At 42.0% G+C, this 26,213-nt stretch carries 29 protein-coding genes; 5 read left to right on the plus strand and 24 right to left on the minus strand.

The genetic code is table 11. The annotated features are described in order from the left end of the window. Positions 1 to 206 precede the first annotated feature (206 nt). The 11 genes from ABN702_RS10665 to ABN702_RS10715 all read right to left on the minus strand — a co-directional run bounded on the left by ABN702_RS10665 (position 207) and on the right by ABN702_RS10715 (position 13,146). On the minus strand, positions 207 to 2,144 hold the full coding sequence (locus ABN702_RS10665; protein WP_417900631.1) for a stage V sporulation protein D: 1,938 nt from the start codon (positions 2,142 to 2,144) through the stop codon (positions 207 to 209). A gap of 169 nt (positions 2,145 to 2,313) precedes the next feature. Then, positions 2,314 to 4,530: a penicillin-binding protein gene (locus ABN702_RS10670; protein ID WP_417900632.1), complete on the minus strand. Its 2,217-nt coding sequence runs from the start codon at positions 4,528 to 4,530 to the stop codon at positions 2,314 to 2,316. Positions 4,531 to 4,535: 5 nt separating this feature from the next. Next, positions 4,536 to 4,895, minus strand: a complete 360-nt coding sequence (gene ftsL, locus ABN702_RS10675; RefSeq protein ID WP_417900633.1) for a cell division protein FtsL — start codon at positions 4,893 to 4,895, stop codon at positions 4,536 to 4,538. 40 nt (positions 4,896 to 4,935) lie between these two features. Continuing rightward, the gene (gene rsmH / locus ABN702_RS10680; RefSeq protein ID WP_417900634.1) at positions 4,936 to 5,874 is read right to left on the minus strand and encodes a 16S rRNA (cytosine(1402)-N(4))-methyltransferase RsmH; all 939 of its coding nucleotides are present in this window, start codon (positions 5,872 to 5,874) and stop codon (positions 4,936 to 4,938) included. Between the two features lie 125 nt (positions 5,875 to 5,999). Further along, positions 6,000 to 6,431, minus strand: coding sequence for a division/cell wall cluster transcriptional repressor MraZ (mraZ, locus tag ABN702_RS10685; RefSeq protein WP_204413469.1), 432 nt, complete (start codon positions 6,429 to 6,431; stop codon positions 6,000 to 6,002). A gap of 310 nt (positions 6,432 to 6,741) precedes the next feature. Continuing rightward, on the minus strand, positions 6,742 to 8,370 hold the full coding sequence (bshC, locus tag ABN702_RS10690; protein WP_417900635.1) for a bacillithiol biosynthesis cysteine-adding enzyme BshC: 1,629 nt from the start codon (positions 8,368 to 8,370) through the stop codon (positions 6,742 to 6,744). A 90-nt stretch (positions 8,371 to 8,460) separates the two neighbouring features. Then, positions 8,461 to 8,850 (minus strand): DUF3397 domain-containing protein, encoded by a 390-nt coding sequence (locus tag ABN702_RS10695; RefSeq protein WP_417900636.1) that lies wholly within the window; start codon positions 8,848 to 8,850, stop codon positions 8,461 to 8,463. A gap of 55 nt (positions 8,851 to 8,905) precedes the next feature. Continuing rightward, the gene (locus ABN702_RS10700; protein ID WP_417900637.1) at positions 8,906 to 9,826 is read right to left on the minus strand and encodes a 2-dehydropantoate 2-reductase; all 921 of its coding nucleotides are present in this window, start codon (positions 9,824 to 9,826) and stop codon (positions 8,906 to 8,908) included. A 143-nt stretch (positions 9,827 to 9,969) separates the two neighbouring features. Continuing rightward, the gene (locus tag ABN702_RS10705) at positions 9,970 to 11,511 is read right to left on the minus strand and encodes an acyl-CoA carboxylase subunit beta (RefSeq protein ID WP_417900638.1); all 1,542 of its coding nucleotides are present in this window, start codon (positions 11,509 to 11,511) and stop codon (positions 9,970 to 9,972) included. A 39-nt stretch (positions 11,512 to 11,550) separates the two neighbouring features. After that, entirely contained in the window at positions 11,551 to 11,763 is a 213-nt protein-coding gene (locus ABN702_RS10710; protein ID WP_417900639.1) for an acetyl-CoA carboxylase biotin carboxyl carrier protein subunit, read from the minus strand. 39 nt (positions 11,764 to 11,802) lie between these two features. Next, complete coding sequence (locus ABN702_RS10715) at positions 11,803 to 13,146, minus strand: acetyl-CoA carboxylase biotin carboxylase subunit (protein WP_417900640.1); 1,344 nt, start codon at positions 13,144 to 13,146, stop codon at positions 11,803 to 11,805. A 241-nt stretch (positions 13,147 to 13,387) separates the two neighbouring features. On the opposite strand from ABN702_RS10715, the gene ABN702_RS10720 reads away from it, so the two are divergent. Continuing rightward, on the plus strand, positions 13,388 to 13,885 hold the full coding sequence (locus ABN702_RS10720; protein WP_417900641.1) for an N-acetyltransferase: 498 nt from the start codon (positions 13,388 to 13,390) through the stop codon (positions 13,883 to 13,885). Positions 13,886 to 13,968: 83 nt separating this feature from the next. Here the strand turns inward: ABN702_RS10720 and ABN702_RS10725 are convergent, their stop codons facing one another. From ABN702_RS10725 to ABN702_RS10745, 5 genes are all read right to left on the minus strand, one after another. Further along, on the minus strand, positions 13,969 to 14,385 hold the full coding sequence (locus ABN702_RS10725; protein WP_417900642.1) for a thiol-disulfide oxidoreductase DCC family protein: 417 nt from the start codon (positions 14,383 to 14,385) through the stop codon (positions 13,969 to 13,971). Positions 14,386 to 14,507: 122 nt separating this feature from the next. Beyond that, positions 14,508 to 15,125, minus strand: a complete 618-nt coding sequence (locus ABN702_RS10730) for an RsfA family transcriptional regulator (protein WP_417900643.1) — start codon at positions 15,123 to 15,125, stop codon at positions 14,508 to 14,510. Positions 15,126 to 15,218: 93 nt separating this feature from the next. Beyond that, positions 15,219 to 15,980 carry an enoyl-CoA hydratase/isomerase family protein gene (locus ABN702_RS10735; RefSeq protein WP_417900644.1) on the minus strand — a complete coding sequence of 254 codons (762 nt, stop codon included), beginning with the start codon at positions 15,978 to 15,980 and terminating at the stop codon, positions 15,219 to 15,221. A gap of 137 nt (positions 15,981 to 16,117) precedes the next feature. Next, the gene (gene rpmF / locus ABN702_RS10740; protein WP_010193033.1) at positions 16,118 to 16,291 is read right to left on the minus strand and encodes a 50S ribosomal protein L32; all 174 of its coding nucleotides are present in this window, start codon (positions 16,289 to 16,291) and stop codon (positions 16,118 to 16,120) included. A 45-nt stretch (positions 16,292 to 16,336) separates the two neighbouring features. Then, a complete protein-coding gene (locus ABN702_RS10745) occupies positions 16,337 to 16,852 on the minus strand; it encodes a YceD family protein (RefSeq protein ID WP_417900645.1) in 516 nt (171 codons plus the stop codon). 207 nt (positions 16,853 to 17,059) lie between these two features. Here ABN702_RS10745 and ABN702_RS10750 point away from each other — a divergent pair, with 207 nt between their 5' ends. Further along, positions 17,060 to 18,304, plus strand: coding sequence for a nucleotidyltransferase (locus tag ABN702_RS10750; RefSeq protein ID WP_417900646.1), 1,245 nt, complete (start codon positions 17,060 to 17,062; stop codon positions 18,302 to 18,304). A 47-nt stretch (positions 18,305 to 18,351) separates the two neighbouring features. Here ABN702_RS10750 and ABN702_RS10755 read toward each other — a convergent pair whose 3' ends face one another. Together ABN702_RS10755 and ABN702_RS10760 are read right to left on the minus strand one after the other, a co-directional pair. After that, a complete protein-coding gene (locus ABN702_RS10755; protein ID WP_417900647.1) occupies positions 18,352 to 19,374 on the minus strand; it encodes a SepM family pheromone-processing serine protease in 1,023 nt (340 codons plus the stop codon). Then, on the minus strand, positions 19,364 to 20,161 hold the full coding sequence (locus ABN702_RS10760; RefSeq protein WP_417900648.1) for a patatin-like phospholipase family protein: 798 nt from the start codon (positions 20,159 to 20,161) through the stop codon (positions 19,364 to 19,366). The genes ABN702_RS10755 and ABN702_RS10760 overlap by 11 nt, the downstream gene beginning before the upstream one ends. Positions 20,162 to 20,683: 522 nt before the next feature. Here ABN702_RS10760 and ylbJ point away from each other — a divergent pair. Beyond that, positions 20,684 to 21,919, plus strand: coding sequence for a sporulation integral membrane protein YlbJ (gene ylbJ, locus ABN702_RS10765; protein WP_417900649.1), 1,236 nt, complete (start codon positions 20,684 to 20,686; stop codon positions 21,917 to 21,919). A 96-nt stretch (positions 21,920 to 22,015) separates the two neighbouring features. Here ylbJ and coaD read toward each other — a convergent pair whose 3' ends face one another. The 3 genes from coaD to ABN702_RS10780 form a co-directional block, all read right to left on the minus strand. Next, the gene (coaD, locus tag ABN702_RS10770; RefSeq protein ID WP_204418483.1) at positions 22,016 to 22,501 is read right to left on the minus strand and encodes a pantetheine-phosphate adenylyltransferase; all 486 of its coding nucleotides are present in this window, start codon (positions 22,499 to 22,501) and stop codon (positions 22,016 to 22,018) included. A gap of 1 nt (position 22,502) precedes the next feature. Beyond that, positions 22,503 to 23,075 (minus strand): 16S rRNA (guanine(966)-N(2))-methyltransferase RsmD, encoded by a 573-nt coding sequence (rsmD, locus tag ABN702_RS10775; protein ID WP_417900650.1) that lies wholly within the window; start codon positions 23,073 to 23,075, stop codon positions 22,503 to 22,505. 305 nt (positions 23,076 to 23,380) lie between these two features. Next, entirely contained in the window at positions 23,381 to 23,704 is a 324-nt protein-coding gene (locus tag ABN702_RS10780) for a hypothetical protein (RefSeq protein ID WP_417900651.1), read from the minus strand. Positions 23,705 to 23,830: 126 nt separating this feature from the next. On the opposite strand from ABN702_RS10780, the gene ABN702_RS10785 reads away from it, so the two are divergent. Then, positions 23,831 to 24,220: a methylthioribose kinase gene (locus ABN702_RS10785; protein WP_417900652.1), complete on the plus strand. Its 390-nt coding sequence runs from the start codon at positions 23,831 to 23,833 to the stop codon at positions 24,218 to 24,220. 105 nt (positions 24,221 to 24,325) lie between these two features. Here the strand turns inward: ABN702_RS10785 and ABN702_RS10790 are convergent, their stop codons facing one another. Continuing rightward, positions 24,326 to 24,601 carry a YlbG family protein gene (locus ABN702_RS10790; RefSeq protein WP_386644195.1) on the minus strand — a complete coding sequence of 92 codons (276 nt, stop codon included), beginning with the start codon at positions 24,599 to 24,601 and terminating at the stop codon, positions 24,326 to 24,328. Between the two features lie 183 nt (positions 24,602 to 24,784). On the opposite strand from ABN702_RS10790, the gene ABN702_RS10795 reads away from it, so the two are divergent. Next, positions 24,785 to 25,120: a hypothetical protein gene (locus tag ABN702_RS10795; protein ID WP_417900653.1), complete on the plus strand. Its 336-nt coding sequence runs from the start codon at positions 24,785 to 24,787 to the stop codon at positions 25,118 to 25,120. Positions 25,121 to 25,165: 45 nt separating this feature from the next. Here the strand turns inward: ABN702_RS10795 and ABN702_RS10800 are convergent, their stop codons facing one another. Together ABN702_RS10800 and ABN702_RS10805 are read right to left on the minus strand one after the other, a co-directional pair. Continuing rightward, on the minus strand, positions 25,166 to 25,615 hold the full coding sequence (locus tag ABN702_RS10800; protein ID WP_417900654.1) for a YlbF family regulator: 450 nt from the start codon (positions 25,613 to 25,615) through the stop codon (positions 25,166 to 25,168). Between the two features lie 61 nt (positions 25,616 to 25,676). After that, on the minus strand, positions 25,677 to 26,120 hold the full coding sequence (locus ABN702_RS10805) for a hypothetical protein (protein WP_417900655.1): 444 nt from the start codon (positions 26,118 to 26,120) through the stop codon (positions 25,677 to 25,679). Positions 26,121 to 26,213: the final 93 nt, after the last annotated feature.

Genomic DNA, 26,213 nt, shown 5'->3' on the forward strand with positions numbered 1-26,213 from the left:
CACTAGGCGCAGCGACCCAAGGGGCTAGCGTGAGCCTCCTCGGCTTTGCCTGTGGGGTCTCCACCGAACGCCGCTTCCCGCAGGACAAGGAAGGCTGCGGCAGCGATACATCGCACGAAGAAAATGCTCGCATTTTCGAGGAGTCTTCGCCTATTGCTCCAATCAGCAGCTAGGCAAAAGAATTCAACCTATTTATTCTCGGAGCCTTAGTCTTTATCAGTTTTATTGGAACCGGACATGTATACTCGAATTGTGGATCCTTCTTTGACTTTTGTTCCTGGTTTTGGTGCCTGTTCCACTACTACGTCTCCGTCCCCACTGATATCAAGCTTCAGCGTGATCAGCTGCTGAACTAATTCTTTTTTGGACATGCCTTTCAGATCCGGCACTTCTACCAGAGGGACATCCGGCCATTGCAGTTCCTTTTCTATTTGTCCTTTTCTCTTCTCCACACCAAGCGCGCTTAGGCTTTCCTCCATTATATTCCCGACGACTGGTGCTGCTACTACTCCACCGAACTGAACAGTGCCTTTTGGATTATCAATTGCAAGATAGACAACAATCTGCGGGTCGTCTGCAGGAGCGAATCCAATAAAGGAGACGATATGATTGTTTTCCATATAACGGCCGTTCAGTACTTTTTGTGCGGTTCCTGTTTTTCCTCCCACCCGGTACCCTTCCACAAATGCATTCCTTCCTGTGCCTTGTGCAACAACACTTTCCAATGCATATCGAACTTGGTTGGAGGTTTCTTCCGAAATGACCCTTCTCTTTTCTACAGGTGTGTTCCTTGAAACAACGTCACCTGATACCGGGTCGATAAACTCCTTCGCAATGTAAGGGGTATAGAGTATGCCACCATTTATTGCTGCAGACACTGCCGCTACCTGCTGGATCGGTGTCACGGAAACACCCTGGCCAAATGCGGTGGTCGCAAGTTCTACTGGTCCTATACGTTCTGGCTTAAAGAGAATCCCTTTCCCCTCACCTTGAAGGTCAATTCCGGTTTTCTCCCCAAATCCGAATGATTTAATGTAATCAAATAATGTATCTGTACCAAGGCGTTGTCCCAATTCTACAAATCCTGGGTTACAGGAATTTTGGACAACTTCCAAAAAAGTCTGATGGCCATGTCCGCCCTTTTTCCAACAGCGAAGTCTCGCACCTGCAACCTCGGCAGCCCCGTCATCATGGAAGGTGTCTTTTGTCAAGTTTACTTTATTTTCTTCCAAAGCTGCAGCCAGTGTAATTATTTTGAATGTTGATCCTGGCTCATACGTACTCCAAACAGGCAGATTTCGATTGTAGATCTCTGGCGGGACCTTTTGGAACTCGGCAGGATCAAAATCGGGCCTGCTCGACATAGCCAGTATTTCGCCAGTGTTTGGGTCCATCGCTATGGCAATGATTCCATCAGGATTATATTGTTCATAGGCAAGATTCAGTTGATTCTCCATAATGGTCTGCACTTTGGAATCTATCGTTAGCCTGAGGTCAAGGCCGTCCACAGGAGCTACATAATCATCTGGAATATCAGGCATTCTCCGGCCTTTAGCATCCGAATAGAACTGAACATGCCCTTTATTCCCTTTGAGTTGTTCATCATAATACAACTCCAATCCCATCAATCCCTGATTGTCGATCCCGGCAAACCCAAGGACATGAGAGAGGTAACTGCCAAAAGGATAATGTCTTTTGGAATCTTCGGCAATATACACACCTTTAAGATCCAATGCACGAACTTCCTTTGCCTTTTCGTGAGAAATTTTCCTTCCTTCGGGATTGATTCTTTCCATGGAAGAGTTTTTAGTTATCTGCTTGTACAACTTCTCTTTGGACATATTTAAGACAGCTGCCAATTTTTCAGCTGTTTGATTTGGATCCTGAATTTGTCTTGGTACCACCAACACAGAAGGTGCACTCATATTTGTGGCTAAAGGTACTCCGTTTCGATCCAGAATATCGCCCCGCTCCGGTTCAAAAGGGATGTTACGGCTCCAAGAGTCCTTGGCACGGTCCGTCAACATATTTCCTAGAGCAAATTGTACATAGCCTAAGCGCAGATCGATGATTGTAAATAGAAGGATGCCTACCAGTAATACCACAGTCAATCTTCTCCGTACCGTAACATGAGATACTCGCATAACACATGAACCTCCTTTAATATTCGTTGTAATATATGCTTGTACCATGGGGGATAGAACATGATGGGCTACGAAGAATACAGAACGCGCTATCAATTAATAGTTGATACACAGAAAAAAGGCTATAGAGCGGAGAGGTTCCTCCCTGCCCTATAGCCTTTTTTCCAACTCAGCTCACTGCGTCCCTTTCTTCCTCTTCCTCCTCATTTTCACTTTCAGGAAGAGGCCTGTTGGATTTCAATTCAATGATGAGATGATCACCACTTTTCAGAACTGTTCCAGGAGCAATATTCTGCTTGTGAACATAGCCGTTGCCGACGATATTCGGTTTAATTCCCAACAGATTCGTCAGTTTCCTGACATCTCTCAGGCTCCACCCTGTCATATCCGGCATAGGTGGTTCTTTTTCCGTAAGAAGAAGAACTCGTTCAGCTTTAATTACCGATTGGCCTGCTTCCGGAATCTGCTTGAGTACCTTAGATCCATTCCCAAGCACGACATATTCCGGCGATTCGGCATCCTGACTTCCGTTGACGGCATTTTTAACACTTCCACCAACCAGATCTGGCACCTTGAGGCCTGTCTGCTTTTTCTTAGGAGCACTTTGCACCTTCTCGTCAGGCTGTATACTCAAATACTGCAAGCTTCTTCTCATCACGTTATTGAATATTCCGGACACCGGACCAGCTCCATTTTCATGCTTCTCAATTTTCGGCTTTTGCACCGCAACATACATGAGAATCTCGGGATTATCCGCTGGTGCCATACCTGTTATGCTATAGATGTATTCCCCATGTCCATACAGATACTTTCCGTCAGGACCAGGCATCTGGGCTGTTCCAGTCTTGGCTGCGACACTGTAACCGTCAATCGCATAGGGACGGCCAGTTCCATTTTCAGCACTTACAACCGATTCAAGGACAGAGAGTACTTTATTGGCAGTTTCTTTTGAGATTGGCTCGCCTTTTTGCTTTGGCTTATTTTGCAGAACCACTTCATTCGTATTTGGGTCGACGATTTTGTCAATCACGTATGGCTGCATCATTTTCCCATCATTCGCTATCGCTGTTGCAGCTTGAATCTGCTGAATTGGTGTAAAAGCTGATGCTTGTCCGAAAGCGGTGGAAATACGGTCACGGTTATAATGATAGTTTATGTTACTTGTGGTTTCATCCGGTAGGTCAATCCCTGTCGGTTTGTCCATACCGAACGCTTTAATATATTCCAAGAGTGTATCTGTTCCCATTTTATCCGCCAGCAAAGCAAAGGCAACGTTGGAGGAGCGTTGGACACCCTCATCAAAGGTAATCGTACCCCAGCCTACTCCACCATTATGATCTCTTACCGGAATCGGATCTTTTGGCAGCATGTACGTACCCGATTCATAAAGCTCTGAACCGTTATAGACGCCTTCTTCGATTGCGGCAGCCAAGGAGAAGATCTTCATCGTGGAACCAGGTTCATAACGGTAGGAAATGGCATCGTTATTCCAATTGTCCGTAAGTCCTGCGCGAGTGTTTAAATCAAAGGTCGGCCTAGAGCCCATCGCCAATATCTGCCCGGTTTTAGGGTCGGCAACTATGGCCATTATTTTCTCCGGCTCATATTTTTCTTCCACTTCATTCATCGCTTCCTCAAGAAACGTCTGAATCGTCTTGTCCAGAGTCAGGTGTACATTCTTTCCGTTTATTGCCGGCACAAAGGAAACATTGGCATCTTTCGGTAAAATGGTGCCTTTATTATCTGTTTTGATTGTGTAGTTGCCGTCTTGTTCTTTCAATTCTTCTTCCAGCATTTTCTCCAATCCAATTGCACCTTTTACCTGGCCATTTTCATCCGGCCTTGCAAAACCTACAACATGGCTTGCAAACACACCGTTCCAGTAGTAACGTTTCTTTCCTTCTATAAATGCTATTCCGGGAAGCTCCAGCTCTTCTATTTTATTCTTGACTGAAGGTGAGATGTCGCGCCCGATTGCCCCGAACTCAACCTGTTTCCTATCCTGCTCCAATTTCTCAAGAATCTCGCTTTCATCCGCTTCAAGCAGTGGTGCAAGCTTGCTTGCCGTTTCTTTTGGATCTACGACATGACGTTTAATCTTTTCGGTTGAAAGAGATTCATCCAATACTGCAACGAGGTTGAAGGATGGTGTATCTTCTGCGATCGGATTTCCACTTCTATCAAAGATAGTCCCTCTGTCAGCCTGGATGTTCTTATCTACATTATAGTATTTTGCCGCCTCGGCAGACATGTTATGGCCCTTTACTTCACCTGTAGCCTGCAGGTATAGAAAGCGTCCGATTAATAGAAAAAAGAGCAACGCAAATATTACAAGTAAAAATGCGGCTCCTAAATGAATTCTCTTTTTATGAACAATATTTTGCATAGCATTTAGTCCCGAACATTCTTCACGTTATTTTCGTTTAATGAAAGCCCAAGATTCTTTGCTTTTTCCAGAATGCGCTCATAGCTGCTTTCCTCTGCCACCTGCAGCTCCAATTCACGGTTTTTATTGATTTGGGTGGCTACTGTACCTTCAAGTGTTTGAATCTCGCTGTTAACCTGATAGATCGTATTGTTGTTTGAAATGATATGAATAGATCCAAAAGCCAGCAGTCCAATGAACATATAGCCCAAAACTTTTTCCCCTAGGGTGATCTTGGCACGTTTTTTGACTACTAGATTCTTTTTCGGAGCTTGCTGCTGTCGCTCTTCGTGTTGTCTCTGAATTTTATGAGCTAAGTTACTCATTTCCCTTCCCCCAAATCATTAGTTTTTTATCTGTATCTCATTAGTCTTTAACTTTTTCGGCAACTCTTAGTTTTGCAGATCTGGCACGATTGTTAGCCTCAAGTTCATCTTCACCAGGTAAAATGGGCTTTCTAGTAACCAGCTTTAGTACAGGTTCAAATTCTTCCGGAATGATCGGCAGTCCAGGAGGTAATTGCGGCAGTTGACTTTTTTCCTTGAAAGCCACTTTGCACATTCTGTCCTCAAGTGAATGGAAGGTGATGACACTGACTCTTCCACCGGGCTTCAGCACATCTATAGCTTGGTGGATTGCATCCTCAAAAACTCCCAGTTCATCATTTACAGCGATGCGGATCGCCTGGAATACTCGCTTTGCAGGGTGTCCTCCAGTTCTCCTTGCAGGTGCAGGAATGCCATCTTTAATGATTTCAACAAGCTCCAATGTAGTTTCTACCGGTTTATGCTTGCGGTACTCTTCGATTTTCCTCGCAATCTGCTTGGAAAATTTCTCTTCTCCATATTGAAAGAAAATACGGACTAGTTTTTCATATGGCCATTCATTCACTACATCATAGGCGCTCAGGGGACTATCCTTATCCATCCTCATGTCAAGCGGGGCCTCATGGTGGTAGCTGAAGCCTCTTTCAGGTGTATCCAGCTGTGGAGAGGAAACACCTAAATCGAATAATACGCCATCTACTTTGGTGATTCCCTGCTCATACAATTTTTCTTTCAGGAATTTAAAATTGCTTTTGATGAAGATGACACGATCCAGGTAGTTATGTAAAACGTGCTTCGCGTGCTCAAGGGCACTATCATCCTGATCAAATGCAACCAGCCTTCCTTTTTCTGAAAGCCTTTTAACAATTTCAGAGCTATGTCCTGCCCCACCAAGCGTGCAATCGACATAAATACCATCTTCTTTAATGTTAAGACCTTCCACTGCTTCATTCAAAAGTACTGTTACATGGTGAAACATCTTCCACCGCCTTTCTAGCTCATAGCTGTTTCCATCTGGTTAGTGTGCTTCATTCCCTAATATTTTTCCACGGTTTAGGGCTTTTATCCAAGCTGCTCTTTCTGATGCTTTGTAATATATCCCTTTTATAAGTCAAAGTCTACGAGGTTTTCTGCAATTTCTGCGAAGGAATCTTCCGAGTCTTCCACAAATGAATTCCAGTTCTCTTTGCTCCAAATTTCTATTCTGTTGGATACACCGATTACGACACATTCTTTTTCCAATTGGGCATATTGCACAAGTGGAGATGCGATGTTCACTCTTCCTTGCTTATCGAGTTCACATTCTGTTGCTCCGGAAAAGAAAAATCGTGTAAAGGCACGTGCATCCTTTTTTGTAAGTGGCAACTGTTTCAATTTATCCTCGACAGTTTTCCATTCGGAGAGCGGGTATCCAAAAAGACATTTATCAAGTCCTCTTGTAAGAACAAAGGCTTCGCCTAAGTGATCACGGAATTTAGCCGGAACAATCATACGCCCTTTTATATCAATAGTATGATGATATTCCCCCATGAACATTCGGCTTCCCCACCTTCCCTCTACTTTACACCACAATCCCCCACTTATCTCCACTTACTTTATTGTACTATTCTCTTCCCTAAAAGAAAATCCTTTAAGCCTAAAATTTTTTCGTTTTTCATCTTTTTACAACATTTTTTGACAAAAGGATGAATGAAGGATGAACTTGACTGAATTTGACTTCGCAAAAACATGATATGCTATCATTCTTCATCAATTTTATGTTTACGACCCATTTTCCCTTAGTGAATTGTCAGAAAATAAAAACAAAAAAAGCAACCGGAATTGGTTGCTTTTTTCTTAGCTTTTATCAGATATAAATCAGTTTATGTTTTCCATTATGCTCCAGCGGTAATTCACAGATCCGTTGTACGAGGTCGGTACCGTATTGATTCAAATAGTAGTATATATTCCATACCCTCTCTTGTGGCAGTGAATTCGGAACGAGGGAAAGCTCAGCACGATGGTACTTTTTCATGACATTTGCATGTTTCTCATAGGAAGACCTTTCCATCAGCCGTTTCATATAGGAGAATTGCCTGTCAATCAAGTTCCAATTTTTTTCAAACATGGACTCCAGATGTGGCAGAACATCCTTGCCAACTTCCCTGAATTTATAGTGAACCTGCTCATATTCCTTCTGGTAGGAGTCTAGGCGACTCTCAAGTGCCGCCAGCTCCTGATTTCTTAACCAAGCCTGCCTTTTCTCCTCCAAGCCATAGGTCAAAATGTCTTCCATGCTTTCACCCAGTTCGTTGACTGTGGATTCAATATGTCGCTCCACAATTGTCAATCCGATACGCGGTACAACAGGCGGCATTTCAAGATCTAGCGCTTCGAAAGCCCCTTTCAATTCTGCCCAATAGCTGATTTCTCCAGGACCACCGATGAAGGCAAGAGTCGGAAAAAGCAGTTCCTGCATCATTGGACGTGTTACCACATTGTTTGAAAAGTGGTGGGGATTGGATTGGATTTTTTTATTGAGCTGTACCCATGTCAGCGCTGTTTTCCCATCTTTTGTACAGGCTGTCTGTGATTCCTCATCCCAATACAGCAATTCCCGTTCCCCTTGTATATGAAAGAAGATATTCATGGAGTTTTCCTGAACCTCAAGCATCTGATTGTACCCGATTCTTTCTAGATCAGCTTGAGCTGATATTACTTCTGAAGTAATACTTTTATGGTTGTTGATGATACGCTGAAAGAATGGAACCTCTATTTTTCTGAGATCAGGGTTTGATGCATTAACAAGTATCAAACCAGTTCCCTTGAAAAGAGTGGCAATTAGCTCAGCGAAGAAATCGACAATATTATCTGCAGATTGCAAGGACCTTTCCAAAAGCGCTTTTATATCATTCGTAAAAGCCGTTTCCCCAAAGGAATTGACAATTTTGAGCATCCATTCCCTAAGTTTTGTCTTATCAAGCTCAAGCTCAGAAACCATTTTCTTTCCAGCTGACTTCATTGGTAGGGAAATCTTTTCAACAGAATTGTCTGCCGGGATATTCACATGATTGATTTCATTGTAGTCATGATCCTCCCCAGCAATCCAAAAGACCGGCAACACAGGTACTCCTAGCTTCTTTTCCTGCTCTTGGGCAAGTTTAATGATGCTGATAATCTTGGAGATTGTATACACGGGGCCTGTCAATAATCCGGCCTGCTGCCCAGCGATTACGACCATTGATTCTTCAGACCGCAGTCTTTCAATATTATGTAAGGTTTTTTCATCGGCATGGTAGTTAGTATTATAGCTTAATAAATGATCAGCAATTTCCTCTCTTAGGTAGGTACGATCTTTGAGAGCATTTTTTCTGTCTTCAAATGAATTTGCTGAAAACGGATTATATGTAAAAAAACGATGTAAGCTTTCCTCTTCTGATAAATAAGCTGATGCGAACTTATTGATAGTAGGAAGCGCCAGTTCTACTATATTCATAAAGTACGTCCTTTCTAATCGATCAATATCCATATCTCCATGAGTATAGCATTGATTTGTTTCGAATCAAAAAAAATTGCTTCAAAAAATTCATGCGAAAGTTTCATATATTCTTTTTATTACACCAAACAAGGCCAGACAGAAATAGGCAAAGAAAAACAAGAGAAAATTGAAGCGCCAAAATCCTTTGAACACTTTCTTGAATTGTATTTCCTGCTTGATTTTATAATGCGTAATAACCATGATCATGGCAATCGATACTAGAACCATCATGATAATCCATAAATAGGACCGCTCCCATATGATGACAACCAGGAAATGGACGGCAAGAATAAAAAATAAGGTGGAGGAATCTACGGCAGCATGAAAGGACCTTTTATTATTCTTCGTGAAATACCTTGCAAATACATAAAAAAGAAACAAGGCAATTATAGGGGCCGTAACGATTGTTGCAAAAAAGACAGTAATGATATTGGACATCGCTCTCTACCTCACTTCCTCGAACCATATTGTTTACAGAATGGCTTTTAGACCATCATTGTTTTTCATCCAGATTATCCTCTTCCAATCCTTTGATGCTCCTATAAATAAATTCTGTAAGAGGCACTTTTTTTCCTTGTTCTTCAGCTAAAAAGATGAGATATCCTAATATCGCATCCACCTCGGTCCGTCTCCCAAGTTCGATATCCCGCTGCATGGAAGACCGATTTTCCGCTGTATTGCTGCATATGTTCAAAACATGATCCCACATCTTTTCTCTTCCCTCTATTTCTATTAAAAACGATATTTCCCTGTACAGGGCAAACATGGTTTCTTTGTAGAAGCGATTATGTACAAGTTGACCATTTTTTACGCGATATAGAGTTGTCAGCGGATTGATTATGGCATTTACCACCAATTTCTCCACGAGTATGTTTTGATAGCTATCACTTATTTGTAGTCGAAAGCTCTCGGATAAATCTTTTCCCCACATATTCAGAAAGCGGAAGTGAGAGGAATCACTTCGAAATGGTGCAACTTTTGTCAACCCTTTACCTGTCCAATTGACCGTTACGTCATCCTGCTTTTTTACACCATGCTCCACTACGCCGATTAAAAGGTGAGTATTTTCTATTTTTTCCGCCTGCTTCACATGAGCCATCCCATTCTGAAGGAAAAGCACACATTGATCTTTATTCAATTTCAGTAAATACGGCATAATATCTTGTAGTGCATATTGCTTAACGGCCACAATGATTATTTCCTCTTCAAGCTTTGATTCCTCAGAAAGTTTCTTTACCGTTACCCTTCTATTACCGACAGGGAGATTTTTCTCCATCAGGGTTATTCCCTTGTCTTTCAGCTCCTTACACTGTTCCGGACGTCTTGTGTAGAGCGTGACAGGAAATAGAGCTGAAAATTGATACGCATATAACAGACCTATCGCACCAGCTCCAATAATTCCAATGTTCATCATGCCCCTCCATCTTTTTACCTATTTCTTCTTATTGTACCAATATATGAAGGATAATCTACAGGAAATTAACGATAAATCTTTAAAAATGTCGTAAAAAAAGAGAGGGCTTACTCACGTTCAAATGAGTAGGCCCTCTCTGAAAATTATACAGGATATACCGGATGTTTGCGGTGACTAAAATTCATTTGCTTACTTGAATAATAATGGAAGCGGCTTATTAATACATTTCGAAGGTCTTTGGCCGGAACTATTGTATCGACAATCAGTTCAGATGCCAGCTTATAGATATCAATGTGCTCTTTATATTCCTGGTGTTTTTCCTGCACATATGCCATTCGCTCTTTTGGATCTTCAATCTCATTTATTTTATTGGAATAGACAGCATTAACCGCCGCTTCCGGTCCCATAACGGCAATTTGGGCAGTAGGAAGCGCAATGCAGCAATCCGGTTCAAAGGCCGGACCAGCCATCGCATACAGACCTGCTCCATATGCTTTTCTAACCACAACCGAGATTTTCGGAACAGTTGCGGAGCTCATTGCTGCTATTAATTTTGCGCCGTGGCGGATAATACCCGCCCGTTCCACTTTCGTACCGATCATAAATCCTGGAACATCAGCGAGGAAAAGTAATGGAATATGATAAGCATCACAAAGCTGGATAAACTTTGCTCCCTTATCTGCAGAATCTACAAAAAGGACTCCACCTTTCACTTTTGGCTGGTTGGCGATGATTCCTACCACCTTGCCATCTATTCTCGCTAAGCCGGTGATAAGTTCTGGGGCAAAAAGTTTCTTTATTTCAAAAAAACTGCCTTCATCAATCAACTGATCAATTGCCTCATACATATCAAAAGGAGCATTCTGGTTGACAGGAATGATGTCAGCCAGGTTTCTCCCCTCTTTCGGAGTTACCGGATCAACCTCGGCAGTTTTGGTTTGGTAACTGCTCGGAAAATAGGTCATATATTGACGTGCAAGGCTGATTGCTTCCTCTTCAGTAGAGGCAAGCACATCGCCGCATCCACTCACAGAACAATGCATTCTTGCTCCGCCCATTTCCTCAAGGGTGACCTTCTCCCCTATAACCTTTTCGGCCATTCTTGGTGATCCCAAGTACATGGATGCATTACCGTCCACCATTACCACAATGTCACAAAAAGCCGGAATATAGGCTCCACCTGCTGCGGATGGCCCAAACAATAGACATACTTGCGGTACCATCCCGGAGAGCTTAACTTGATTGTAAAAGATTTTTCCTGCACCACGTCTATTTGGAAACATATCCAGCTGATCGGTTATTCTCGCTCCCGCAGAGTCAACAAGATAAAGGATTGGAACCATCAGTTTTTCCGCTGTTTCCTGGATTCTGATAATCTTTTCCACTGTCCTTGCTCCCCAGGAACCCGCTTTTACGGTTGAGTCGTTTGCCATGACACAGACAGTCTGACCATGAATTTTCCCAATTGCCGTTACGACACCATCTGCAGGAAGTCCCTCTGCTTGATTGTTTGCAAAGATCCCATCTTCTTCATATTGACCATTATCAAATAACAGCCCCAAACGGTCCCTTACGAACAGTTTGTTCTGCTCTTTCAGCTTTTCATGGTATTTTTCACTTCCACCACGTTTAATCTTATCTACGTTTTCCTGAAACTGTTGATCCAGATCACTTGTTTTAATCATTCTGACCCCTCCATTCTGCCTCTTAGTTGACCTTATCGGCTATTCCAGTTCGAGAAGTACATCTCCGTCATTTACAAAGTCACCCTCTGCAGCATTGATGGATGATACCTTTCCATCAACAGCTGCTTCGAGAGGAATTTCCATTTTCATGCTTTCCAAGATGATAACCGTCTGTCCTGCCGTGACTTCGTCTCCTGCTTCAACTAATATTTTCCAAATAGTTCCTGCCATTGATGCTTCAATTTTTTTCATTATGATTTCCTCCTATGATTCATGGTGTATGTGCAAACATCAGTTTGTTATCGGCTTCATGGACTGAATAAAGCCGGTATGGTAATCCCCTTTAATGAATTCATCTATTTGTAGCGCATGCCTTAAAAACGGCAGATTGGTCTTTATCCCTTCCACTTCCACTTGATCCAGATACTCTCTGGCACGATCGATTGTTTCTTTGCGAGTTTGTGCACTTATGATAATTTTGGCTATCATAGGATCATAGAATGGTGTAACTTTCAGGTCCGGACCATATCCACTATCGATTCTAATTCCTTCTTGCAGCGGCATGTGCCATTTTGTAATCAGTCCGGGCGACGGAAAGAATGTAACCGGGTCTTCGGCATATACCCTGAATTCGATGGCATGTCCTTGACTTGTGATCTCATCCTGCATTAATGGGAGGGGATTTCCTGCAGCAACAAGAAGCTGCCACTCAACAAGGTCAAGTCCGGTAATGGATTCAGTGATCGGATGTTCCACCTGTAGTCTTGTATTCATTTCAAGGAAATAGAAATTCTCCTTGTCATCCATAATGAATTCCACTGTACCTGCATTGCAGTAGTTGACTTGCTTAGCAGCAAGGACAGCCGCTTCACAAATCTTCATCCTTGCGTTCTCACTGATTGCAGGACTTTGCGCCTCTTCGATCACTTTTTGATTTCGGCGCTGAACAGAGCAATTTCTTTCATACATATGTACAATATTTCCGTGACTGTCACCGAATACTTGCACTTCAATGTGTCTCGCGTTTCCAACGTATTTTTCAATAAACATATCTTCATTCTTGAAATATGCTTTAGCTCTTTTCTTTGTCTGTTCAAATGTGCTCTCTATATCCTGTTGATTTTCACATCGGTGCATCCCGATGCCTCCACCGCCTCCACTCGCTTTCAGCATAACGGGGTAACCAATCTCAGCAGCAAGCTTACAAGCTGCTTCGAGGCTTTCCACCGGATGTTCTGATCCAGGGACAACAGGAACGCCAGCTTCGATCATGGTCCTTCTTGACGAAAGCTTATCCCCCATCAGTTTGATAACATCGACAGACGGACCGATAAATATCAGCCCTGACTCTTGAAGCCTCTCACTGAATTCTCCGTTTTCCGATAAAAATCCATATCCCGGATGTACGGCATCCACGTTTTCTTCTTTTGCAATTTCAATCAAAAGGTCCACATTCAAATAGGATTTCTGAGGTGGGGCTTCTCCTATATGTCTTGCAATAGTTGCTGAATGGACGTAAGGCAAGTCTTTATCAGCCTCTGAATAAACTGCAACAGTTTCAATACCCAACCGATTGCATGTGCGGATGATCCGTTCCGCTATTTCTCCCCGATTGGCAATAAGTATCTTTTGCATAGAGCTGTCTCCCTTCACTAGAAATTACCTAAGTACTAAGCAAAAAATCCTCTAACATACTACTAATTCTACATAATCCCTTCATTTCCTTCTAAAATTGCAAACGCTTTCTAAAATTATTGCAGAATTTTTTGTTATTTTGTTATATAATTAATATTAAATATATGCTTTCCGATTAATAAGATAAAAGGAAAGCGCTTTATCAGTTGGCTGACCAGAGAGACTTGAGGGGGAAAAACGCATGACTGTAAAAAAACTATCGATCAACTATAAAACACTAGAAGAATTCAAGCAGTTCAGGGAATATGGAATTCAGGAGCTTTCCATGCTAGAAGACCTTCAGGCAAATATGATTGAAAATGACAGCGAATCCCCTTTCTACGGAATTTATTTTGGGGAAAAATTAGTAGCCCGAATGAGCCTATACAGAGTTTCCAAGGAATTGGATAAATACTTTGAACCAGCTCAGGACTATCTGGAGCTATGGAAACTGGAAGTATTGTCTGCCTATCAGAGAAAAGGCTTCGGCAAAGAACTCGTTGAATTTGCTAAGGGCTTCGGTTTACCGATCAAAACAAATCCACGTGTAAAATCAGCGGACTTCTGGAATCGAATGGGCTTCACTTCCGTTAACTATGACGTGGAGCGCGATTTGGGTGAAAATCCACTAGTATGGTATCCAAAAGGGGTATCCGCCCAGGAAAGGACCCAATCCGGAACGCTTGATACTGCAGAATAAAACAAAGGGAAATTGCATCGCTGCAATTTCCCTTTATTATTTTAGTCGTTTACGAGCCCTTGGTTTACTAGGAATTCTTTTTTCTATAGAAAACGTTTTTTCATCTCGGGGCTTGGCAGCATGCACGCTTCCTTCTTACCGAACCATTTGTAGCGATTCTTAGCCACAAAGCTATATATGGAATCTCTAAGGGGCTTAGGCACTAAAATAAGAGGATAAAGAAGCTTCCATGGCCCATCCAATCCTTTAAGTACATTTAACCCAGCCGATGATTTCGTGTAGTATCTTTCACCTTGGATGAAATAGAAAGTATCGAATTCATTTGTAGAAAGGGAAAAGCTTTTTAATAGCTGTTGACCTTGCTCGGATTGCAGGGATGCAAATTTGAATCTTCCCTTTTTATCATTCCTGATTACAAAAATAACCAAGGAATTGCACATATTGCAAACTCCATCAAATAATAGAACGGGTTGAATATACTTTTCCTTTTTGCTAGGCATAAGAAAACCTCGCTTTTCTTTGTATGCTTCTATTATACCTCTATTGTCTGTTGTCTGGAAGAAGGTGGTTTCAAGCCAAATAAAAAAACCACCGGGTTATTGGTGGTCACAAAAATAGAATCCTACTTTTCCACTCTTTCCAAATTGCCGTTGCGATCCATTTGAAACTTTACCTTTTTATTCTTCTCATCATCCTGCAGCACGACCATCTTTCGTGCGCGCTCCATTATTTCAATGAGGGCACGATAGTCTTCCTCGACAAGATTCATCGATGTTTCAAGCTCCAATTTCGCTTGCCCCAATAGCTGGACTTCCCCTTCAAGCTTATCAACCTTCCTTTTGAGCTGAAGGTTTTCATCTTTTAGCTTCGTGTACTCGTTCTCCAATTGCTCCAAATGGTTCAGATAGCTTATGACAGCAGAAATGGTAAGGTTATCTGATGCATATAATTTTTCATTGATACTGTTAAATTCCGTCACTTCAGGATCGGGAATTTTTGCTGCTTGTTCCCTTTTGATTTCTTTCCGTTGCTTTTTTGCAAGTTCGATTCCCGATTTATATTGCTTTCTGACATATGAATTCCACCTGAAGCCACATGCGGCAGATGTTCGAGAGAGTTTTTTTCCGACTTCCTCAAAGGCCGTAAGTTGTGTGCCACCATCTCTTATATATCGTAACACCACTTCCGCCAACAATAGATCTTCATCTTGAGTCCATGCATCTTGACGAACAGTAGACATAGGCGCTATCCCCCTAACACACTTTTTTATTCCTATACATATGCGTGTAGTAGAAAAGATAGACTAAATGAAGCACCAAAATGAAGTGGCACCTTATTTTTTCTTATTTTGAAGAAACCTCGCCACAGCGTTGTGATGTTCATCCTGTTCCCATAAATATGCACATTGCTCTATTTCTGCTAGCATTCTCTCTTTCAGGTTTGTCTGCTCCCATTTTTTGACCAGTGCCTGTTTATAGCTTCTTAGCACTCCCGAAGATTGTACAAGGCCTTCATGCAGGGTGTGCGTTTCATTAGAAGGTACTATTTTCTGAACATAACCGAGTTTTTCTGCCACCTCTGCTGGATAAATAGTGGCGGAATTCAACATTTGCAAAGCTTGAGGTGAAGGGATTTTCTCAAATAGCATACTCGCCCCTCCCCATCCCGTTGTAATTCCAAGCTTTCCTTGTACAAACCCCAATTTGGCATGAGGCAATGCCCACCTCTGATCACAGGCAGAAGCAATTTCACAGCCTCCTCCAATGGCTATGCCATTTATTAGTGCATAAGTGGGGACAGGAAGTGTCATGAGGCTATATAGTATTTCCCCCATTTTAGAAAGCATGGAGTAAGCCTCTTCTTTTGTGTGCAGGGCATGAAAAACGGAGAGGTCGCCTCCGGAACAGAACGAATGCTCCCCTGCGCCTGTAATAATGAAAGCTCTAATGGCCGGATTCCCTTCTACTTCTTTTAACGCCTGCTCCAGCTCATTCATCACATCATAATCGACCGCATTTCTTTTGTCGGGGCGGTTTATTTGGAACCAGAATAACTGATGTTCATCTATGTATGTTACAGTTTTTGATTTTTGCATAGCTGAGCTGCTCCTTTTTTGGATTTTAATTTCATATTAACTGATTTCCGATTGGTTGTATTGCTTTATATAAGAAATTCACTTATAAACGAAAGCAAATAAAAAAAGCACAAGGGACGGACCCTGTGCTTTTTTCATTATTTATTTACTACTTCTTTTCCTTTGTAAGTACCACATGCTGGGCATACACGGTGTGATAATTTCTGTTCACCGCAGCTTGGGCATTCTACCATACCAGGAACTTGTAGTTTAAAGTGTGTACGACGCTTTCTTTTTACAGTTTTAGACGTTCTTCTGAAAGGTACAGCCATTCTTCCCACCTCCTTAAAAACGAGTTTCCATTACAAACGTAATCTCTACTCTTGGTCTTTCTCAAAAAACTTAGCCAGTCCTGCAAGCCTTGGATCAACCTTTTTCTCTTGATCCTCGTCTGTAATGACGCCCCAGTCTTTACCGGATTGGGGAGCCGCCTCTTCCTGATCGGGAGAGTCTGAGAAAATCTGCATGGGCACTTCGAGAATGATTGCCTCCTTAATGATTGGCATTAAGTCGACCACATCACCTTCAACCGTGTGCAGCTCTTCTTCATCACTTTCATACTCAGCAGGCTGAAAAAGATAAGTTTCAGTTGTTTTTATCGTAAAAGGATAGTCCACATCAACCAATGTACGTGAACATGGTAAAACCATTCTACCTTCCACAGTTAAATGAAACGTAGCTTTTTTCGAACTTAAATCAGCTCTACCAGTTACGTGAACGGCTTCAATAGATCGAATATCACTATGAGTCGTAATTTCACTTACATCAACTGTTTCATCGATTTCTAAACCTTTATGTTGTAACTGATTTAACTGGAATAATGTCCATTTCAACAAGATATTCACCTCAAGGCAACAAAAGTAATTATAGCTTTCACCGATATATTTGTCAATATTTTTTCTTTACACTATAATTATAGACATAATCCTATGATTTGAACAAGTACTTAACAAAAATAGCTAAAAAAACAATCAGTTAAATCATATTACCATCAGACAATGTGAATATGTTCATATTTGTCTGCTATAAGGGGTCTGAAAATGAAATCTTTAGGCGTAATTGTTGAATACAACCCTTTTCACAACGGACATAAGTTTCATCTGGAGCAATCCAAGAAAGCAACCGGGGCTGATGTTGTCATCGCCGTCATGAGCGGCCAGTTTCTGCAGCGCGGGGAACCGGCTCTCGTTTCAAAATGGACCAGAACGAAAATGGCTCTTATCAACGGTATCGATATCGTCGTGGAATTGCCTTATGCTTTTGCCACCCAAAAAGCGGAGGTCTTTGCAAGCGGTTCCATATCCATATTATCTGGCATGCATTGTGAGACTGTCTGTTTTGGAAGCGAGCAAGGAAATATCGGAGATTTCGAGCGAACCTTGACCATTATGGAAACCAAAAAGCAGGAGTATGATCTGCTTGTGCAGACATACAGTCAGGAGGGCTACAGTTTCCCGAAAGCGTCTTCCATGGCATTTACTGAGATTACAAAAAATGAGATGGTCCTTGATTTGACTCAGCCAAACAATATTCTGGGCTATCACTATGTAAAGGCCATTCGCGACCAGAATAGCCCACTGCAGGCATTCACCATTGAACGAAAGAATGCCGGCTATCATGACCCGGATTTCAACACTTCCACCATAGCGAGTGCCACAAGTATCCGCAAGGCCCTGTTTAATCATGGCGGTCAGATTGAGAATGTACAACAATATGTTCCTGAAGGTACCTACCATTTCCTTGCCCATTATCAACGGCAGGCTGGTGGATTCCATCGCTGGGAGGATTATTTTCACCTTCTGAAGTATCGGATTCTTTGCAGTACCCCTTCTGAGCTTGCTGCAATCTATGAGGTGGAGGAGGGACTTGAGCACAGGCTACAACAGACCATGAAAGAAAGCCATTCCTTTGAAGAGTTCATGACAAAGCTTAAAACGAAGAGATATACATGGACGAGGTTACAAAGGATGTGTACCCATCTTTTGACAAACACCAAAAAAGATGCGATGCAGCGAATTACTTCCACCAAAAAGAGTGAGTACATACGATTGCTCGGGATGTCAAAGAAAGGGCAAAGCTATTTGAAGCATATCAAAAAAGACACAACCCTTCCTTTACTATCCAAGGTTTCTTCTTTGGAAAATGTGATGCTTGATATGGATATCAGGGCGACTAATACTTATGCCATGAAGTTCCCGGAACCAGCCCGTGGGGAGTGGATGCAATTGGAGTACTCCAAGCCGCCAATAAGATATAACGAAGAGAAAAATATATTCTTGAATTAAAAAACCAGCGCCCACCATTATTAGTGGGCGCTGGTTTTTTATTCATTTCATTTCTCATTAAGCTCTTTAAGATATGCGATTGCATCATCAAAGGTATTTACTGGAACAATTTTCATTTTTGTCTTGATGTCTTTCGCAGCTACCAGCGCTTCCTGGTAATTGGAATTTTCAGCGCCATTTTCGTTGGGAGCAAAGAAAATATCTACACCTGCGTTATCGGCAGCGACAATTTTTTGTGAAATACCCCCGATACGTAATACTTCACCTTTTTCGTTGATGGCCCCAGTTCCAGCAATATTATAGCCTTTTGATATGTCTTCTTCCATTAGTTGATTGTAAACTTCGAGTGTAAACATCAGACCAGCAGATGGACCACCGATTTGGGCTGTATCGATAGTGATTTCTGGATCGGTTGTAATCTCATAATCAGTTAGTAAACTGATTCCTATCCCTGGACTTCCTTCTTTTTCCTGATGTTCACCTAATTTGATACTAGTAGTTTCCTCATTCTTCTTACGTTCGTATGTAACTTCAATTGTTTCGCCAATCTCTTTTCCACTTACCTTTTCCATGAAAATTTCTGAAGTAGGAGTTTCCTCCCCATTGATATGTGTGATTCTATCCCCTATCCTCAAATTGCCTTCTGCAGGCATTCCTTCAAGCACCGAGAACACATAGACACCTCTTGAAATCAGTTCTACTTCCTTCCCTGCCTTCTCATACGCAACTTTGATGGCCGTTTCTTTGGAGTTTTCCATCATGTGAAGCTGACGATAGGAGTACTCCTCATCTGATTCATCTTCCCTGCGAATCTGATTGATCGGGTAGATATTTTGGTAATCGCTGAATTTTGCAAAGGCATAGGTAAAGACATTCGCTTTCCCCATTTTTACCGTAGTCAGCATAAAGCGACCCGCATCATCCTTATCTCCACCTTCCACAGAAACCAGTGGTGCCAGCTCTTCTGCTGATCCTGGCCTGGTTACATAATAGGGCAATGTGACAAAATTCAATACCACAGCAATAATGACCCCGATTATCAAGGAATTTCTATACATTTTACTCTTCATCCTGATGATTCCCCTTCCACTCCTCAATCCTTTTCCGAATGAGAGGAATATGTCTTTTTGTCTCTTCTTCCCCTATCCGGATAATCTCTTCTATATTGGTGAATGCACGTGAACTGTAGTGTGCGACAGGTGGGCGTATCATAATATCAGACTCCAGCTCACTGCGCTTCACCAGTTCATTTTGCATGATATCAATGGTCTGCAGAATAACATCGAAGATCGAATCCACCGGTTCGTTTGTTTTCACATGAGAGACATCGATGGCTATTACCAGGTCCGCTCCCATCTCTTTTGCCACACTGACAGGTACACGGTCAACCACTCCTCCATCCACCAGGAGGCGCCCATTCAGCTTTTCAGGCACAAAGATACCTGGAATGGAAATGCTTGCTCTAACAGCATCTGCAATGGATCCGGATGTCAAAACAACCTTCTCGGCTTTCTCCAGATCTGTCGTAACGATGCTAAGCGGTATAGCCAGGTCCTCAATATTTTTATTTTGGGTAAACATCCTGAACAGATCCTTCACTCGATTGCCACTGATAAAGCCCATCTTCGGAACCGTAAAATCCAGATAATACTTCCGTTTGAATGCAGTAGCAATTTTGTATAGGCGATCCATATCATGCCCCATCGCAAAGAAGCTGCCGACTAATGCCCCCATGCTGCTCCCGGCAATCAGGTCAATAGGAATATTTTCATCCTGCAACACTTTCAGCACACCAAGATGGGCAAAACCCCTTGCACCACCAGACCCCAGTGCGACTCCAATTTTAGGTTCCAACATTCATCACCCCAAGCTTTAACAGCCACCTAAAAGCCCATTAAACCTGCTATTTTCTTCATATTCATTGTACGCTTCTTTTATTTATATGGTGAGCAAACAGTAGAGACTTGGGTCAATTTTTGTTCTAAATCCCTACCCTTCCCTCGTATATTGAAAGGTAAGATGGACAAACCATCCCACCATTCATAGGTAATTATTAATATTCTAACAAAAACCCAATCATTCTTGTACTAAAAAGAAAAGCGGAGCCGGCTTGGGAGCCCCGACAAGCATAAGACAGGTTTCCGGAGGAGGTTGGGTTTCACCTCCGCAGGAAACATGGCTTATGACTCGAGGGGCTAGCCGGCGGAGCTAGACAAAGAAAAGCGGAGCCGGCTTGGGCAGCCCCGACAAGCATAAGACAGGTTTCCGGAGGAGGTTGGGTTTCACCTCTGCAGGAAACATGGCTTATGACTCGAGGGGCTAGCCGGCGGAGCTAGTCAAAGAAAAGCGGAGCCGGGCAAAAGGTAGGAGGCTATACAAGTGAACTTTTCAAAAATAAAAACATTATTCTTTGCTTTTATTATTTCCCTACTAGCACTATCACTTATACTTAATCCTCAGGCTTCCTTTGAAGCAAGCTTAAGGGGCCTGAAAATGTGGTGGGAGATTGTCTTTCCTTCCCTGCTGCCTTTTTTGATAATCAGCGAACTGTTAATAGGGTTCGGGGTGGTCGCCTTTATTGGGGTATTGCTGGAGCCGTTGATGAGACCATTGTTTCGGGTGCCTGGCGTGGGAGGATTCGTTTGGGCAATGGGTATGGCCTCCGGGTACCCTTCCGGCGCAAAGCTCACGGTAAGACTCAGGAAGGATAACGAGATTACTGCATATGAAGCGGAAAGGCTGGTCTCTTTTACGAATTCATCCAATCCGCTCTTCATTTTCGGCGCTATAGCAGTAGGGTTTTTCCATAATGCAAAGGTGGGGATCATCCTTGCTTTAGCTCATTATCTTGGCAACATATGTGTTGGGCTGGTGATGCGTTTTCATGGACCTTACTATAAAGGTAAAAAAACGGAACGCCATTCTGCCGTGAAGAAAATATCCTTGAGAAGAGCATTCAGTGAGCTTCATCAAACGCGCATTAAAAATCAAAAACCTCTTGGAAAACTCCTGGGAGATGCAGTACTGACATCTGTCCAAACCTTGTTGATGGTTGGTGGATTCCTCATTCTATTTTCCGTTCTGAACAGCATGCTTGCCCTTATTGGGATTACTGCATTGTTGGCAGGTATGCTCGGGCTATTGCTGCCTCTATTCCAAATCTCAACAGAACTGAGCATACCCCTGATATCCGGTATTTTTGAAATCACTTTAGGAGGTAAATTAACCAGTGAAGTGATGCATGTTTCCCTGATGGATCAGATTATGATCACAAGCTTTTTCCTCGCCTTCAGTGGCCTGTCCGTCCAGGCCCAGGTTGCAAGCATCCTTGCTGAATCCGATATCCGATTCAAGCCTTTCTTTTTGGCCAGAATCATGCATGGTTGCTTTGCCGCACTTATTACTTTCCTTCTTTGGAACCCGATTGATAAAAAATTGAACGGACTGGAAAATGCGAGCGTGGATATTCCTGTTTTTGCTCCTTATCTGCCCGCAGGTTTCTGGGAAAAACTGCTTTCAAGCTTGGAGATATATGGCCCGATATTTACTTTGGCAGTTCTATGGGGGTATTTGATAATCTTACTGATCCGAAGAAGCCAGGACATAAAATCATAGAATATGATGGACTGAATCCCTGCGTTTTTTCCTTCATAACCCAAATAAAAGAACCAGCACCCTGTTTACCAAGTGCTGGTTCTATCTATGTAGGACTTAATTACTTTTGAATTTCTTTTTCAGTGCTTCTTCTACAACCGGCGGTACCAGTTCTGAAACGGAACCACTGTATTTTGCGACTTCCTTTACAATACTTGAACTCAAGAAGGAATATTGATTATTGGTCATCATAAACAAGGTTTCAATACTTTCGTCCAGCACCCTGTTCATCGATGTGATCTGCATCTCATATTCAAAGTCGGAAACCGCTCTTAAGCCCCTTACAATGGAGCTTGCATTTTTGCTGCGTGCGTAATCGATCAATAAGCCATGGAACTCTTCCACTTCCACATTTCCAAATTCGTTTGTGACCTCCTGTAGAAGCGCAACCCTTTCTTCCACAGTAAACAATGGCTTTTTGGAAGTGTTATTCAAGACACAAACATATACCTTATCAAACACCTTGGATGCTCTTTTGATTATATCCATATGACCAAAGGTAACCGGATCAAAGCTACCTGGACAAACTGCAATACTTGCCAACTTAATTTCCTCCTTCTTCACCCGATGCAAATTTATATACTGAAATCACGGTCAGCCCGTAATGCTCCTGCCTTGTCCGTTTAAAGCTTCCAAGAATGATAGGCAATTCAACCTCGTTGCTATGCTCTGCCATGATAAGGCCCGTTTCGGACAGTAAATTAAAATCATTTATTTTATGTATAAGATCTTCCAGGTGATGCCTCTTATATGGAGGATCCAATAAAATCAAATCAAATGAAATCTCCCTTTTATTCAACGCATTCAATGCTCTCATTGCATCGTTGCGATAGATTTCCACCTGCGACTCCAATTCAAAGGTTTCAACATTTTGTTTAATTGTCTGAATCGCTTTCCCATCTTTATCAACGAAAATCACTCTATCGATTCCCCGGCTGAGTGCTTCGATTCCAAGTGAGCCGCTGCCTCCAAAAAGATCTAATGCCGAACCTCCGTCAAAATATGGTCCGATGATATTAAAAATTGATTCTTTTACTTTATCGGTCGTGGGACGTGTATTCATCCCTGGTACCGCTTTCAACTGTCTACCTTTAAATTTGCCTGACACTACTCTCATCTTCTCACCACTACTTTTAATTCTATAAACTCAATTACCAATATCCTATCATATTCGACATAAAATTCAAAAGTATTTATCAGGAGGGAAGATAGTTGTAACTTGCGTGTATAGCTTTCCTTTATTTGGTTCATACTTACCTATAACAACATCTATTCGTGTGATGTTGTTGCCAACCGCGGAGAAGACTTACGTTTCCCCATAAGTTCTTCCTCCGGTTTCTCCTCTCCCTTTGCCTTCTTAACCTTGAAATTTTTCAAGGAATGGAAGGACCCTGCATGGGTATCCTTGCAGGGTTTTTTTTATTATAATACCGGCATATCCAAGTCAAAGTCACTTAAAGTGCAGGAGTCAAACTCCGTGAGGCATACATTTGCCCATTCCTGTTCAGTTAAAATATTATTGCTTAGAATATACCCTTCCAGTTCATCCAAGGTCTTCGATTCAAGCAGATCCTTCTGATCATCGTCTATCAGTCCTCTTGACAGCAGATAGAATACTATTCCCGTGGCGAGAATGCCCTTTAAGGGTATATGGTGGTTCTCTTGGGAAGATTTCGAGATGGTGAAGTGATCTTTTCCATAAACAATAAGTAAAATACCCAATAAACATAAGAAAACCAATAACATAAGCTTTCCTCCCTTTCAATGGTCTTTTGGGCTGTACTTCTATTTTTATGCGGAAAGTGTTAAAGTAAAACCGGGATAATGATAGTTGTTTAAATGAACATGTTCTTGGAGAGGAGTTTTAAAAAAATGATTCAACGATTTATAGAATTAGGGGAAGGTTATTCCGATATTTATGAGCTGTTGGAATTGGGAAGGTGCAACAAGGAACGGCTGCAGCATCTTATGATGTTCCACACTGAAAAGAATGGAAAAAAGGTCACTTCTTTGGCGGTCGTCATGAAACCGACAAACCCTGGAGACTTTCAGGCCATTTACATATGTTTAGAAGGGATACCCAATCCAAACCATCTGCAAAATAAACGCGCGGCATTATTTGAGGCATTGGCTGCAAGCCTGGACAAGGTAATCATACAGATGGATATCAAGCCTTCCACCACCTTTGCAGAAAAGGCACTATTCTATCAATACATTATAGGAATATTGCGATTAAACCATTATATTCCGCCTTTAAGATAAATGATCACCCTGATTCAAAAGTGTTTAATCAAGGTAGAATAAGGCAATTAAAGACAAAAAGCAGTACAAACACAACTTGATGTCGAAAGTTTGTACTGCTTTTTCTTATAGTCCCATCTTATAATCATATTCCTTAGCCTTATCCGGTCTGGAATTCTCGTAATGGGTTTTGATGGAAGGCTTGTGGGATACTTCCACTTTCTTCACATAGGATTGCTTGTTCAGCTTTTCGACCAGAGTGTCGGTATCTTCACTATTACAGTAGAAAAGCACATACTTCAATTTTTTTGATATATAAATGACATTGCCATAACGTCGCAGCAGCTTTGCTTGCTTTAACGAATGTAGCCATACTACAATGCCTTGTCTTTGTGTCAGCATATGTTTTTGCCCCTTTTATCATTCTAGCTTGCCGATATCTATATACTATTCCTATATTATCATATTCTTTCGACCTTTTTATTATTTTAGCACGGATGAATGGAAGATGACATACAAAAACGCCCTAATATATGTGAAAATTCGTTACTTTCCTTTATGAAATAGGAGAGGAGGACACCATCCATGGAACTTGAGCAAATCTGGTCCACTTTTTTGAATGAATTGAAAGAAGATGAGCTGGTGGAGGGGTGCTTCCGAAAAAACATCACCGGAATACCTTTTCTCTATGTACATGTTTCCTCAGAAAAAGTGTCAGAGTGGGAAGCCAAAGGGTCTGTTATCATAGCTGCCTGTGCCAAAAAAGCGATGTTCCGCAAAAAGGTCACAGTGGAAACGCATTTTGTCCGGGAAGCTCAAAACCTATTTGTTTATCGACACCGTTTTTTCGTTCCACAGGAGAAAATGTTCTGTTGTGGAAATCTATGTGATGATTGCATCCGTTTAAGAAAAAAAACATAAAAAAGAGACTAACGGATTAGTCTCTTTTTCTGGTCAAACTGGAAATCAACTTGCTTTACAGCCGCATCCTCCACCAGATCCACAGCCTCCGCCGCAGCTTGATAGGGAATCGAAAAATGGATTTCCTGTTGGGACCTTCACATTGACAGAGACGGAGTGGCCAATCATGACACTTATTTCATCAAGTGTTTTTTGAATGGCATCCTCTGCCTGCTTGAACGCATGAACGGTCTCATGCAGATCTACTTTTCTCTTAAGCTCCCTTGTTTCGAGGGTGACTTTCCGGTAATCGGGATGGTACTTCCCAAAACGCTGTACTTCCTCGTAACGGTCTTTCATATGTTGAAAAGCACGAATCAATTCCTGTGCCTCTTTATCCTGATGTACATTATATAGACAGCGGTGATAGTCTTCGGCAAGTTCTGACTGCCAAATCATCTTCGCCAATTCTTCTGCTTTTTCTACCATTTTAACATGCTCAAAAGTAGCGATCATATAGGAATACACCTCCGATTCCATCATACCATGAAAACTAAAGGAAGTATAATACCCAACCCTAATTTATCTCTACTTCAAAAGAGTCCGAAATTCCGTATTCAGTCTGGTCATTGTGCATCAGCTTTACGCTTATAGTGTGTTTTCCAGTCGGCATCCCTTTCAGAATGAAGGCTCCCTGTGACTTGGTTTCATAAAATTTTCCATCTACATAGACATGGAGGCGTCCCTCTCCCTGCTTTCTTTTTCTGCTATCGTCGGTAAAATGAAAATTCGGACCAACGATGCATTCCATGTAGACATGCTGACCCTTGATATGGTGATGAATGGTCATCGATAACGATTTACTGGATGGTTTCTTCGCCTGTGAAGACATTAAAGATACTTCTGTTGCCAGTTCATTTACATTGTTCATTACTTCGGGCTCTTTGCGCTTCTCTTCTTTGCAGCCTGATAGAAGCACAAGAGTAAAGCAGGTAAAGGTAATAAAAAACTTATTCATCATGGTTGCTCCTCCCAATTTTTACTTAGTTTGAGAAATTGGAAGTGTTTCTATTCTTGGATATGTAAAATGGAGCTGTCTATTAGCTCCATTAAA

The organism is Bacillus haimaensis (assembly GCF_048270625.1).
Taxonomy (GTDB): Bacteria; Bacillota; Bacilli; order Bacillales; family Bacillaceae_I; genus Sutcliffiella_A; species Sutcliffiella_A haimaensis.